The organism is Sphingobium sp. SA2 (assembly GCF_032227065.1).
GTDB lineage: Bacteria > Pseudomonadota > Alphaproteobacteria > Sphingomonadales > Sphingomonadaceae > Sphingobium.
The window spans coordinates 2,027,908-2,041,368 of the sequence record NZ_JAPMXX010000006.1; the positions used below are offsets into that span (position 1 = coordinate 2,027,908).

Below are 13,461 nucleotides of genomic sequence, written 5' to 3' on the forward strand. Positions count from 1 at the left end.
ATTGTTCGTTCACGATCCCGTTCGGTGCCGATTTGCCACCCGTGCGATACCATGTCCAGTCATCCCGAAAGGGCTGGCCATTACAGGATCAAATCCTCATATGCGGGGCAATTAAGAAGGAGTGGCGCTGTTCATGGCATGTGATCCCGATGCGGAAACCGTTGGCAACGGCAAGGAGCCGGTTCCGTCCGAAGTGGCGGATGCGATCCGCACGTTGATCCGATGGTCGGGCGACATGCCGGAACGCGAAGGCTTGGTGGAAACGCCGGAGCGGGTCGCGCGGGCGTGGCGCGAATATTGCCGGGGCTATGGCGATGACCCGGCCTATCATCTGTCGCGCATCTTCCATGAGGTGGGCGGATATGACGATGTCGTGTTGCTGAAGGACATTCCGTTCCAGTCGCATTGCGAACATCATATGGCACCGATCGTAGGCAAGGCGCATATCGCCTATCTACCCGGCGATTATGTGGTCGGCATTTCCAAGCTGGCGCGGGTTCTGCATGCCTTTGCCAACCGGCTGCAGGTGCAGGAACGGCTGACGTCCGAAGTCGCCAACTGCATCTGGGAGCATTTGAAGCCTCAGGGCGTGGCCGTGGTGATCGAGGCGACGCATGGCTGCATGACCGGGCGCGGCGTCCGCACGCCCGGCGTCATCATGAAGACGAGCCGGATGCTGGGCGTGTTCCGCGACGATGAAAAGTCGCGCGAGGAAGTGTTGAAGCTCATCGGTTCATGATCGAAGAGGAGCGTCCCTATCGTCCATTGGGCAGCGCACGGCCTTCGGTGGAGCCGGTCGGTTCGTTGCCGCTGGCGACCAAGCGGTTGGCGCTGGTCACGGGCGGGCATCGGCGGCTGGGCGGGATCATAAGCGGGGCGTTGGCCAAGGCCGGTCATTCGCTCGCGATCCATGGCAGCCATGATACGCGGCTCGATTCCCACCTGGCGCTGACGCTGGAGGCGCAGGGCACGGAGTGGGATGGCTTCGTGGTCGATTTCGCCGACCCGGAAAATGCGGAGGAATTGATCGCGCGGGTGGCCGAGCGGTTCGGTCGTCCGCCCGACATATTGGTCAACAGCGCCGCGATGTTCGGGCAGGACCGGATCGACACGGTGACGGCTGATGAGTTGATGCGCCATTATGCGGTCAATTGCGCCGCGCCCGCGATGCTGACCAAGGCGTTCGCGACGGTTCCTGCGGGCACCGGCGATCGCTGCATCATCAATATTCTGGATCAGCGGATCGACCATCCGCATGGCGATCAACTGGCCTATACGCTGTCAAAGCTCGCGCTGGCGGGACTGACGCAGACGAGCGCGAACGCGCTGGCGCCCAGGGTGCGGGTCAATGCGGTCGCGCCGGGGCTGACCATCGCCACGCCCGACTATGATCCCGACCAGATGGCCCGGCTGGAAGCGATGATGCCGCTTGGCCGGTTGCCGCAGGCCGAGCAGATCGCGCAGGCTGTCCTCTATCTGGCCGATGCGACGGCGGTGACCGGGCAGACGCTCTATGTCGATGGCGGCGCGCACCTCAAAAGCTATGACCGGGATTTCATGCATCTGTGCCGATAGGCTTGGCGGAAATGCTAGGGCGCAAGGGGGTGGCGGATGGCGTCGCTTGTCCATAGAGCAGAGTGGATAATTGATCCTGCCCTGGAAGGGGAGGTGGCTGGCGCAGCCAGACGGAGGGGTGTCCCGCTATCGAGAGGGTGACACCCCTCCGTCAGCCCTTCGGGCTGCCACCTCCCCTTGCAAGGGAGGATTTATCGGAATTGATGCGGTCTTGATTGGCAACGCAATAATGGGAGATGGCAATGACCTATGAAACGATCCTGGTCGAACAGCGCGACGCGGTCACGCTGATCACGCTCAACCGGCCGCAGGCGTTGAATGCGCTCAACGGCCAGGTGCTGAGCGACCTGAGCGCCGCTTTCGCCGCTTATGATGCCGACCCGACCCAGCATTGCGCCGTCCTGACCGGCAGCGAAAAGGCGTTTGCGGCGGGCGCGGATATCAAGGAGATGGTCGACAAGGATGGCGCCGATTTCTTCCTGCAGGATTTCTTTTCCGGCTGGCAGACCCATGTGGTCGCCACCCGCAAGCCGTGGATCGCGGCGGTCGCTGGCTTTGCGCTGGGCGGCGGGTGCGAACTGGCGATGATGGCGGATTTCATCATTGCGGCCGATACGGCGAAATTCGGCCAGCCCGAAATCAAGCTGGGCGTGGCGCCGGGCATGGGCGGATCGCAGCGCCTGACCCGCGCGGTTGGCAAGGCCAAGGCGATGGACATGTGCCTGACTGGCCGGATGATGGGGGCTGAGGAAGCGGAACGATCGGGCCTCGTAAGCCGGATCGTGCCCGCTGCCGAGTTGCTGGACGATGCGCTCAAGACGGCGGCGGCGATTGCCGCGATGCCTCCCATGGCGGCGATGGTGAACAAGGAAATGGTCAATATCGCGTTCGAGACGGGCCTTGCCCAAGGATTGCTGACCGAGCGGCGCATGTTCCAGATCCTCACTGCGACCGAGGACAAGAAGGAAGGCATGACGGCCTTTGTCGAGAAGCGGCCGGGCGTCTGGAAGGGCCGCTAAGTCTGTGTGACTGATCGGCAACAGGCACGGATTTTGTGACAGATTGATGGCGGCTTTTCCCAGCACCCTCGTTTCAGAAGGAAACTGAATAACGAAATATGGAGAGGTGCGACGCCCTGCGCGTCACCCTGATCGGCTCATGACACCCAGGGAGCCTCTTCATGTCCGTCCATTTTGTCGTCCGTCCGTCCACTCGCGCGCTGCTGCTGGCCTGTGCCGCCGCAGCCCTGGTTCCTGCCGCCCATGCGCAGGAGCCGGTCGGCGATGACGAGACGAGCATCACCGTCACTGGCCGCCGCATTTCACAATCGTCGGAGGCGATCGGTGAGGATAAGGTGAGCAATGTCGTGGCGGTGACGCGTGAGGCGCTGCTATCCGCGCCATCGGGCATTTCGGGCCTGAAAATGCTGGAGCAATTGCCCGGCTTCAACGTCCAGACCGACGGGGCGCTGGGCCTCTATGAATTCGGCAACAGCGTCCAGACCCGCGCGTTCAACCTGGACCAGATCGGCTTCATCGTCGATGGCATCCCGACCGGCCGCAGCGATGCGTTCGGCGGCAGTCCGGTGTTCCGCTATGTCGACAATGAAAATCTGGGCGTGGTCGAAGCGGCCGTCGGCGCAGGCGATGTAGGCCTGCCCAGCTATTCGACGCTGGGACCAGTGGTGCAATATAACAGCATCGCGCCGCAGGAGGATATGGGCCTGTTCGTGTCGCAAAGCTTTGGCGATTTCGGGCTGAAGCGGACCTTCATCCGCGCCAGCACGGGGCAGGTTGGGCCGTTCCGCGCCTATGTGAGCCGCACCAAGCTGGACAGCGACCTGTGGCGCGGTGTCGGCACGGTCGATCGCGAGCATTGGGAGGCGCAACTCCACGCCGATCTGGGCGGCGATAGCTGGGCGCGGTTCAAATTCGTGTCGAATGACTTTTTCGACTATGACTCGCCGACGCTCAGCCGCACACTCTACAATTCCGCGACGCCGGATGTGGGCGGCAACACCGGCCGGGATCGTGGCTATATCGCCGTCGTGCCCAACAGCACGCCGGGTTTTGCGCCGGTGGCGGGCGGCCCGGCCTTTTCCAACAGCAACTATACTTACACCTATAATCTCGCGCTCAACGTGCGGAAGGACAAGCTCTATGGCGGCACTGTCCATCTGGGGATAGCCGATGGTGTATGGGCCGAAGCGACGGCCTATTATGAGGATAAGGGCGGTTATGGCGTGTCGCCCGACAGCTATGCCAACAGCCTGTTGCAATATACGCGGCAAACGGCGGCAGGCCTGACGCTGACGGCGCCGCGCGGTACGCAATATGGCCTGTCGACGGTGGGCGGTGACCGCTATGGCCTGACCACCAAACTCCATTGGGATATGGGCGTGCATAGCGTGGAGGCGGGCCTGTGGGCCGAGGTCGACAGCTATAATCGCACCCAGGCACGGTTCAACACGACGGACGGGTCGCCCGCCAGCGCGCCCAATCTGGACGAACTCGTCTATGCGCGGCGCGACTATCAGTCGGAACAGCATACGACGCAGGCGTTCGTCAAGGACCGCATTTCCTTGATGGATGACAGCCTGATCTTCGACCTGGGGATCAAGGCACTGCATATCGACTATCGCCAAAGCGGCTATCGCGACTTCAATGACTATTATCGCAATGCGGGCACCGCCGCTGCGCCCGTCTGGGTCGCGGGCTGGGGACCGCAGACCAACCGGGCCAGCTATGGCGACGGGTTCCTGCCAATGGCGGGCGTCCTCTACAAGATCGACAACCAGACCCAGATTTTCGCCTCTTATGCTGAAAATATGGCCTTGCCCAAGGGGATGGACGACATCTTCTCCGTTGCACTGAACAGCAGCGCGGCCGTCGTGCCTGCTCCTGCACCGGAACGGTCGCAGAATTTCGAGGCGGGCATTCGTACCAACCAGGGGCAATTCTATGCGTCGCTGGCGGGCTATTACACCAAGTTCAAGAACCGCATCCAGTCGATCACGGGCATCCTGCCCGGCACGACCAACGTCACCGAAACCTTCTTTCAGAATGTCGGCCGGGTGACGGCCTATGGCGCGGAATTCAGCGGCACGTTCAAACCGTCCGCACTCAATGGCCTCGCCTATTTCAACCTGAGCGCCACCTATAATATCGCCAAGTTCAAGGACGATATCGTCACGCCCACCCTGACCTATGCGACCGATGGCAAGTTCATTCCCGACAGCGCCAAATGGATCGTCAATGGCGGCGTGACGATCGAACCGGCGAGCTGGCTGGTGGGCAATATCTCCGGCAAATATACCAGCCGCCGCTGGTCCACCTTCGTCAATTCGCCGGGTTCGAGCGTGCCGGGCTTCACCGTGTTCAGCGCCTATGTCGATATCGGCGATGGTTTCAGCCTGGGGCCGGTCAAGAGCGTGAAGGCGCGGTTCAATGTCGATAATCTGTTCGACAAGGATGTGCTGTCCTATATTTCCTCGACCGTGACGGGCGACGGCTTCTTCCGCCCGCTGTCGCCGCGGACGTTCCAGTTCACCATTTCGGGTGAAATCTGATGCGGGTTGCACCTATGATGGGGGCAGCGCTGATCGCGCTGCTCCCGGTTGCGGTGTCGGCGCAGGCTGTGCCCAAGAAGGTGCAGCAATTGCATCAGAAGCTGCTGACGCTCGACAGTCATCTCGACACGCCCGCCTCGCTCGACCTGCCGGACTGGTCGATCGACGAGGAACATGGGGTGCATAGCGATTATACCCAGGTCGATTTGCCGCGCATGAAGAAGGGCGGGCTGGATGGCGGTTTCTGGGCCATCTATACGGGGCAAGGGCCGTTGACGGTCGAGGGCTTTGCCAAGGCGCGCGACTTCGCGTTGATGCGGGGCGTGTCGATCCGCGAGATGGTGGCGGCGGACCCGGCCAATTTCGCGCTGGCATTGGAGGCGAAGGACGCCGCACCGATCGCGGCGGCGGGCAAACGGGTCGTCTATATGTCGATCGAAAATGCCTATCCGCTGGGCGAGGATATCGGCCTGCTCCAGACCTTCTACGACATGGGCGTGCGGGTGGTGGGCTTTGCCCATTTCGCGCATAACCAGTTTGCCGACAGTTCGACCGACCCGTCGAAGAAGCCGCGCTATGGCGGGCTTAGTCCGCTCGGCAAACAGTTGCTCAAGGACATGAACCGGTTGGGTATTGTGCCGGATGCCTCGCACAGTTCGGACCAGGTGCTGGACGATCTGCTGGCCCTGTCCACGACGCCGGTGCTGCTGACCCATTCGGGGTGCAAGGCGGTCTATGACCATCCGCGCAACATCGACGATGATCGGTTGAAGGCGCTGGCGGCCAAGGGCGGCGTTATTCAGATGAATGCCTATGGGGCCTATCTGAAGGCGGCCAAGCCGAACCCCGAACGGCAGAAGGCGATGGGCGCGCTGTTCGCGTCGATGCGGGATGGCGGCAAGCTGACGGCGGAGAAGCGGGCGGAACTGCTGAGCAGGCGGCAGGAGATCGACCGGCTTTATCCTGAGACCGACCGGGCGACCTTCGATGATTTCATGGCGCATATGCTGCATGCGCTCAAGGTCGTGGGGCCGGACTATGTCGGCATCGGCGCGGACTGGGATGGCGGCGGCGGGGTCGTCGGCATGGAGGATGTGCTGGACCTGCCCAGGATCACCGAGGCGCTATTGAAGGCGGGCTATAGCGAGGCGGATGTGCAGAAGATCTGGGCGGGCAATGTGCTGCGCGTGCTGGCGGCGGCTGAGGCGGGGAAGGGGACGTAACAGTCAAAACCGTTCGCTTCGAGCGAAGTCGAGAAGCGGCAAGCGCGGTGCCAGCGTTTCTCGACTTCGCTCGAAACGAACGGAGGGGGTTACTTCCCCTCCAGCATCTCGATCATTAGCGAGAAGTCGCGGGTGGCTTCGCCTTGGTTGGCGAGGAGTTGGTAGAGCGATTCCGCCACATTGCCCATGGGGACCGACGCCCCGACCAGGGCGGCGGCTTCGGTGGCGAGTTTCAAGTCCTTGAGCATCAGGCCGACGGCGAAGCCGCCCTGATAGCCATTGTCGGACGGGCTTTGCGGGCCGACGCCGGGGACGGGGCAGTAGCTGGTCATCGACCAGCTTTGGCCTGACGAGACGCTGGAAATGTCGTAGAAGGTCTGCGGATCGAGGCCGAGCTTCTTGGCCATGGCGAAGCTCTCGCAGGTGGCGACCATGGTGGCGCCGAGCAGCATGTTGTTGCAGATTTTGGCGGCCTGGCCATTGCCCGCGCCGCCCGCGTGGATGACCGCCTTGCCCATGGCCGAGAGGATCGGTTTGGCCCGTTCGAAGGCGGCGTCGGTGCCGCCGACCATGAAGGTCAGCGTGCCGCCATTGGCCGCCGCGATGCCGCCGGAGACGGGCGCATCGACCATGTCGAAGCCGCGATCCGTCGCCGCGTCGATCACGCGGCGGGCGGTGGCGACGTCGATGGTCGAGCAATCGAGGAACAGCGCGCCGGGTTTGGCCGCGCCATAGACTTCGCCCGAATAGACGCTTTCGACATGCTTGCCGGCGGGGAGCATGGTGACGACCGCGTCGGCGTCGGTCGCGGCGTCGGCGGCGCTGCTGGCGCGGATGGCGCCCAAGGATTCCGCCTTGGCCAGTGCTTCCTCCGACAGGTCGAAGGCGCGGACGGCATAGCCGTGCTTGAGCAGGTTGGCGGCCATGCCGCCGCCCATATTGCCGAGTCCGATGAAGGCGATGGTCTGGGTCATGATGCTCTTCTCTCCTGCTTAACTTCGCATATTTCCCGTAAAAACGGACATATTCGTGCGCGTCCCTGATCCTATCGGAAAGCGGGCGGCGTGGGGCAGGCAAGGTGCATGGGGACCATAGCAGGTGCCTGCGGTGTAGGACAGATCAGGTCGCGAGCGCGGGGAGCGGCGTCCATTGCTTGTCGGTGGGGAGGGGCACGAAGATCGTATCGATCATCGCGTCGCTGACCTCCTCCAGCGTGGCCGGGTTCCATTGCGGCTTGTTGTCCTTGTCGAAGATCAGTGCGCGCACGCCCTCGACAAAATCGGGGCGGCGGATGATAGCGCAGGCGAGGCCATATTCCATCGCCATGTTGGATGCGAAATCGGGCTGGGCCGCGCCCTCGACCAGTTGGCGCAGGGCGACCTTGATCGTCTGCGGCGATTTGGTGGCGAGGGTGGCGCGCTGCTTGGCGGCCCATTCGCTGCTATCGGCGTCGAGCGCGGCGACGATCTCCTCCGCCTTGTTCGAGGCGAAGAGGCTGTCGATGGCCGGGCGGGCGGCTTCGAGTTTGGAGGGTGGGGGCGTTTGTGCTGCGGTGTGGAGGATCGTCGCTAGATTGGCGGGGTCGGCGAGGATGCGGGCCTTCACTTCGTCGAGCGTGTCGGATGACATATAGTGGGTGGCGATGCCGATGGCGGCGCAATCCGCCCCGTCGATCCGCGCGCCTGTTGCAGCGAGCCATGCGCCGACCCGGCCGGGCAGGCGGGGGAGATACCAGCCGCCGCCAACGTCAGGGAAGAGGCCGATACCGGTTTCGGGCATGGCGAAGGTCGTGCGTTCGGTCGCGACGCGGTAGCGGGCGGGGAGCGAGATGCCGACGCCACCGCCCATGACGATGCCGTCGATGAAGGCGACGATCGGCTTGTCGTAGTCGAACAGCAGATGGTTCATTTGATATTCGAGACGGAAGAAGCGTTCGGCCTCGACACAGTCGGATTTGGCACTGTTGGCGATGAGCGCGATGTCGCCACCCGCGCAGAAGCCGCGCCCTTCGGTGTGGTCGATCATCACGGCGATCACGCTGTCGTCGCTGCGCCACGCGAGCAGGGCGGTGTTGATCGCGTCGCACATGGCCGGGGTCAGGGCGTGGATTGCCTTGGGGCGGTTGAGGCGGATGCGGGCTACAGCGCCGTTGGGGCCGTTTTCGATGAAAGTGAGAACGTCGTCTGTCACGCTGACCTATCTTTCCGTTCGCCCTGAGCCTGTCGAAGGGCCGTTCTTCTTGAAGAAAAGTGGAGGGCTTCGACAAGCTCAGCCCGAACGGCTCTTCTGTTTAATCCCGCAACATGTCCCGCGCGATGATCATGCGCATGACCTGGTTGGTGCCTTCGAGGATGGAATGGACGCGCAGGTCGCGCCAGAAGCGCTCGACGGGATAGTCCATCAGATAGCCATAGCCGCCATGGAGTTGCAGCGCGCGGTCGACGACGGAGGAGCCGGTGTCGGTGGCGAAGCGTTTGGCCATGGCGGCGAAGCGGGTCTTGTCCGGGGCGTTGTCCGTGACCTTGACGGCGGCGGCATATAGGAGCGTGCGGGCCGCCTGAAGCTCGGTTTCCATGTCGGCGAGGGTGAACTGGGTGTTCTGAAAGTCGGCGATGGACTGGCCGAATTGCTTGCGGTCCTTGGTATATTGGACGGCTTCGTCGATGCAGCGCTGGGCACCGCCGAGCGAGCAAGCGCCGATATTGAGGCGGCCGCCGTCGAGGCCCGCCATTGCGATGGCAAAGCCCTGTCCTTCGGCGCCGACGAGATTGGCGACAGGCACACGGACGGCGTCGAAATTCACCTGGGCGGTGGGTTGGCTGTGCCAGCCGAGCTTGCGCTCCTGCGCGCCGAAGCTGACGCCGGGCATGTCCTTGTCGATGACGAGGCAGCTAATGCCCTTCGGCCCCTCCTGGCCGGTGCGGACCATGACGAGATAGACTTCATTCTCGCCGCCGCCAGAGATGAATTGTTTGGAGCCGGTGACGACATAATGGTCGCCATCCTTGACCGCCTTGGTCTTGAGGCTGGCGGCGTCCGAGCCTGCGCCCGCTTCCGTCAGGCAATAGCTGGCGATGCGGGCCATGGGGATGAGGTCGGGGAGATAGGCGGCCTTGAGCGCGTCGCTGCCATAGCTGTCGATCATCCAGGCGGCCATGTTGTGGATCGAGATGAAGGCGCTGGTGGAGGGGCAGCCATAGGCCATGGCTTCCATGATGAGCGCGGCTTCGAGACGGCCAAGGCCTATGCCGCCGGATGCCTCGGATACGTAGATGCCGCCGAAACCCAGTTCCGCCGCCGCGCGGATCGTGTCGCGGGGGAAGATGTGTTTTTCGTCCCACTCGGCGGCGTGCGGGGTGATTGCGTCAGCGGTGAAGCGGCGCGCGAGTTCCTGGATTTCGCGTTGGTCGTCGGTGAGGTCGAATTGGGTCATGATGGCTTGTCCATACTGTATTTTCCGTCATGCTGACGGAAGTCAGCATCCATTAGCGCGGCCCCGGAATGGAACGTCACCCTTGCGTCTATCTGTTGAGCAGTGGTCGTCATGCCACGATCTATATCGGCGTCACATCTGATTTGATGGGTAGGTTGCACCAACATCGCACCGGCGCGGTTCCCGGCTTCACATCGCGCTATAATGTGAAGCGGCTGGTTCATTATGAGATGGCCGAGACGATGGAAGCGGCCATCCTGCGCGAAAAGCAGTTGAAGGCATGGAAGAGGGCGTGGAAGGTGGCGCTCATCGAGAGGGATAATCCGTTCTGGGAGGATCGGGGCGTCATGCTGGGTTTTTCGCCTTTGACGTAGAGCGAATGGATCCTGACTTTCGTCAGGATGACGGGGGGGGGGAGAGGTGGTGCTTCTCCCCCAACCCATCACCCCATGGTCGGGATGACGAAGGCGTTGGCCGCGTCGCCCACGCCGCCGTCGGGCCAGCGCTGGGTGATCGTCTTGACCTTGGTCCAGAATTTGACGCCCTCCATGCCGTGCTGGTTGGTGTCGCCGAAGGCCGAGCGTTTCCAGCCGCCGAATGTGTGGTAGGCGACGGGGACCGGGATCGGCACGTTGATGCCGACCATGCCGACATCGACACGGGCGGCGAATTCGCGGGCGGCGTGGCCGTTGCGGGTGAAGATGGCGACGCCATTGCCATATTGATGCTGGCTGGGGAGGGCGACGGCTTCTTCGAAACTGTCGGCGCGGACCATTTGCAGGACGGGGCCGAAAATTTCTTCCTTATAGGCGCTCATGCCGGTGGTGACATGATCGAACAGGGTGGGGCCGACGAAGAAGCCTTCCTCATGGCCCTGTAGCGTGAAGCCGCGGCCATCGACCACCAGTTCGGCGCCTTCATCGACGCCGGTCTGAATCCAGTTTTCGATCTTCTGCTTGTGCGCGGCGGTGACGACCGGGCCATAATGGGCTTCGGCATCGGTGGAGACGCCGACGCGCAGGGCTTCGATCGCCGGGATGAGCTTTTCGCGGAGCGCAATGGCGGTCTTTTCGCCGACCGGCACGACGACGGGGAGGGCCATGCAGCGCTCGCCCGCCGAACCGAAGGCAGCGCCGGACAGGTCGTTCACCACCTGGTCGAGATCGGCGTCGGGCATGACGATGCCATGATTTTTCGCGCCGCCCATCGCCTGGACGCGCTTTCCGGCGGCCACGCCGCGATTATAGACATAATGGGCGATGTCGGACGAGCCGACGAAGCTGACGCCCTTGATGTCCGGGTGGTCGAGGATGGCGTCGACCATTTCCTTGTCGCCCTGAACGACCTGGAGGATGCCGTCGGGCAGGCCCGCTTCGCTGAACAGTTCGGCGAGGCGGACAGGCACGGACGGGTCACGCTCGGAGGGTTTGAGGATGAAGGCGTTGCCGGTCGCGATGGCGACGCCCGACATCCAGAGGGGAATCATGCCGGGGAAGTTGAAGGGCGTGATGCCAGCGCCGATGCCGATCGGCTGGCGGAAGCTGTAAACATCGATGCCCGGCCCTGCCCCTTGCGTATATTCGCCCTTGAGGACGTGGGGGATGCCGCAGCAAAATTCGATGACTTCGAGGCCGCGCTGAATGTCGCCCTTGGAGTCCGCGATCACCTTGCCATGTTCGGAGCTGAGCAGGTGGGCCAGCTCGGTCATGTTCGCTTCGACCAGCGCCTTGAAATTGAACATGACGCGGGCGCGGCGTTGCGGGTTGACGGCGGCCCAGGCGGGCTGCGCTTTCTTGGCAGCGGCGACGGCGAGGTCGAGCAGGGCGGCATCGCCCAGCGCCACGCGCGCCTGGACGCCGCCATTATTGGGATCGAACACGTCGCTATAGCGTGTCGCTGGCGCGTCATGGGTGAAGGCGAGCTTGTGCGAAATCTCACGCATGGAAGGCATCCTCTCAAATTGTTGCTGCCTTCTAGGCTGCTTGCGTTATTGCAAGCAATGGGGAAGTTATGCATGGGTGACCTGCAATTTTGCAGGGGTGGGGCGGCATGTTCGATTGGGATGACCTGCGGGTATTTCTGGCGGTGGCGCGCGCGCGCAAGGTAGCCCCGGCGGCGCGGGCGCTGGGGATAGACGCAACCACGATCGCGCGGCGGCTGGCGCGGTTGGAGAAGGCGTTGGATGCGGAATTGTTCGAAATGGGCGCAGGCGAGCGCAGCCTGACGGCGCGGGGGCAGGAATTGCTGGGCCATGCCGAGGCGGCCGAGAGCGCGGCACTGGCGGCGGTTGAGGAGATGCGCGGGCAGGAGCGCACGCTGGCGGGGCAAGTGCGGCTGTCGGTGGCGGAAGGGTTCGGCACCTGGGTCTTGGCACCGGGGATGGGCGATTTCAACCGGCGGCATCCGGGCATCAGGCTGGACCTGATTACCGCATCAGGCTTCCTTAATCCATCGAAGCGCGAGGCGGACATGGCGGTGATGCTGGCGCGGCCGCAGCGCGGGCGGTTGATGGTACGGCGGCTGGGGGATTATCGGCTGCATCTTTATGCCTCGCCCGACTATCTGGCGCGGGCGGGGCGGCCGGACACGCCCGCCGACCTGCGCGGACATACGCTGATCGGCTACGTGCCGGAGTTCATCTTTTCGCCGGAGCTGGATTATCTGGACGAGGTGGAGGCGGGGCTGGAGGCGCATTTGCGATCGACCAGCATCATCATGCAGCAGCGGATGATCGCGGAGGGGGCGGGGATCGGCGTGTTGCCGGACTTTATCGGGCGGCGTGATGCGGTGTTGGTGCCGTTGATGGCCGAGCGGGTGGAAATTACGCGCAGCTTCTGGCTGGTGATGCATGGCGACCTGCGCAAGCTGGCGCGGATCGCGGCGGTGGCGGATTGGCTGCAGGAGAGAATAGAAACGCTAAAGCCAATCGACGGGACGGCTCCGGCTCGCTAAGGGAGTCGCGATGGATAGAGAGCGGTCGTATTTCGCCCATGCAGCATAAGCCCAAGCGCAGTCGGGCAATCGCTCTTCCGAGCGGGGAATTTCGCGCCCGCGCCACCGAATATCTCGATTTCCTGGCCGCCTGGGTCCAGAAGCCGCGCCAGACCGCGTCGGTGGTGCCGTCGAGCCGCTATCTCGCGCGGCTGATGGTGGCGCAGATCGATCCGACCGATGGCCGGGTGTTGGAATTGGGCGGGGGGACGGGCGTGTTTACGCGCGCGATCCTGAAAACCGGATTGCCGCCCGAAAAGCTGGAGGTGGTGGAGATCAACCCCGCCTTTGCGCGCGGATTGCGGCGGCATTTTCCGCAGGTATCGGTGCTGGAAACCCCGGCGCAGATCGTGTCGACCGCGACGGCGGGCGAGCCGGGCGATTATCAGGTGGTGGTGAGCGGGCTGCCGCTGCTGGCGATGGACCGCTATATGCATCACGACATATTGTCCGAATCCTTCCGTATGTTGCAGCCGGGGGGCAGCTTCGTGCAGTTCACTTACTCGATGCGGCACCCGGTCAATCGGGAGGTTATCGAGGCGCTGGGGTTGGATGTGGTGCGGGTCGGCCAGACGGTGCGCAATTTTCCACCCGCGACCGTATTCAGGTTCACGCGTCGGGGAGAATAGGGAGGGCGAATAGGTTGCGTTTGGCAATCTTCTCCCTATCTT

Annotated in this window: 12 protein-coding genes; 8 read left to right on the plus strand and 4 right to left on the minus strand. The window is 63.2% G+C overall.

Going from position 1 to position 13,461, the window contains the following annotated elements:
* Positions 1-133: 133 nt before the first annotated feature.
* From folE to OVY48_RS17600, 5 genes are all read left to right on the plus strand, one after another.
* On the plus strand, positions 134-739 hold the full coding sequence (gene folE, locus OVY48_RS17580) for a GTP cyclohydrolase I FolE (RefSeq protein WP_037480530.1): 606 nt from the start codon (positions 134-136) through the stop codon (positions 737-739).
* Complete coding sequence (locus OVY48_RS17585) at positions 736-1,575, plus strand: SDR family oxidoreductase (protein WP_313923779.1); 840 nt, start codon at positions 736-738, stop codon at positions 1,573-1,575. Before folE ends, OVY48_RS17585 begins: the two co-directional genes overlap by 4 nt.
* A gap of 242 nt (positions 1,576-1,817) precedes the next feature.
* The gene (locus tag OVY48_RS17590; RefSeq protein WP_037480527.1) at positions 1,818-2,594 is read left to right on the plus strand and encodes an enoyl-CoA hydratase-related protein; all 777 of its coding nucleotides are present in this window, start codon (positions 1,818-1,820) and stop codon (positions 2,592-2,594) included.
* A gap of 161 nt (positions 2,595-2,755) precedes the next feature.
* Positions 2,756-5,143, plus strand: coding sequence for a TonB-dependent receptor (locus OVY48_RS17595; RefSeq protein WP_313923780.1), 2,388 nt, complete (start codon positions 2,756-2,758; stop codon positions 5,141-5,143).
* On the plus strand, positions 5,143-6,366 hold the full coding sequence (locus OVY48_RS17600; protein WP_313923781.1) for a dipeptidase: 1,224 nt from the start codon (positions 5,143-5,145) through the stop codon (positions 6,364-6,366). Before OVY48_RS17595 ends, OVY48_RS17600 begins: the two co-directional genes overlap by 1 nt.
* 89 nt (positions 6,367-6,455) lie before the next feature.
* Here the strand turns inward: OVY48_RS17600 and mmsB are convergent, their stop codons facing one another.
* From mmsB to OVY48_RS17615, 3 genes are all read right to left on the minus strand, one after another.
* A complete protein-coding gene (gene mmsB / locus OVY48_RS17605) occupies positions 6,456-7,340 on the minus strand; it encodes a 3-hydroxyisobutyrate dehydrogenase (RefSeq protein WP_313923782.1) in 885 nt (294 codons plus the stop codon).
* A 145-nt stretch (positions 7,341-7,485) separates the two neighbouring features.
* Positions 7,486-8,556, minus strand: a complete 1,071-nt coding sequence (locus tag OVY48_RS17610; protein ID WP_313923783.1) for an enoyl-CoA hydratase/isomerase family protein — start codon at positions 8,554-8,556, stop codon at positions 7,486-7,488.
* Between the two features lie 100 nt (positions 8,557-8,656).
* Positions 8,657-9,799, minus strand: coding sequence for an acyl-CoA dehydrogenase family protein (locus OVY48_RS17615; protein WP_313923784.1), 1,143 nt, complete (start codon positions 9,797-9,799; stop codon positions 8,657-8,659).
* Between the two features lie 68 nt (positions 9,800-9,867).
* On the opposite strand from OVY48_RS17615, the gene OVY48_RS17620 reads away from it, so the two are divergent.
* The gene (locus OVY48_RS17620; protein WP_313923785.1) at positions 9,868-10,173 is read left to right on the plus strand and encodes a GIY-YIG nuclease family protein; all 306 of its coding nucleotides are present in this window, start codon (positions 9,868-9,870) and stop codon (positions 10,171-10,173) included.
* A 68-nt stretch (positions 10,174-10,241) separates the two neighbouring features.
* On the opposite strand, the gene OVY48_RS17625 is transcribed toward OVY48_RS17620, so the two are convergent.
* Positions 10,242-11,741: a CoA-acylating methylmalonate-semialdehyde dehydrogenase gene (locus tag OVY48_RS17625; RefSeq protein ID WP_069066486.1), complete on the minus strand. Its 1,500-nt coding sequence runs from the start codon at positions 11,739-11,741 to the stop codon at positions 10,242-10,244.
* A gap of 107 nt (positions 11,742-11,848) precedes the next feature.
* Between OVY48_RS17625 and OVY48_RS17630 the strand changes: the two genes are divergently transcribed.
* Together OVY48_RS17630 and OVY48_RS17635 are read left to right on the plus strand one after the other, a co-directional pair.
* Positions 11,849-12,751 (plus strand): LysR family transcriptional regulator, encoded by a 903-nt coding sequence (locus OVY48_RS17630; protein ID WP_313923786.1) that lies wholly within the window; start codon positions 11,849-11,851, stop codon positions 12,749-12,751.
* Between the two features lie 38 nt (positions 12,752-12,789).
* Entirely contained in the window at positions 12,790-13,419 is a 630-nt protein-coding gene (locus tag OVY48_RS17635) for a class I SAM-dependent methyltransferase (protein WP_043148868.1), read from the plus strand.
* Positions 13,420-13,461 lie beyond the last annotated feature (42 nt).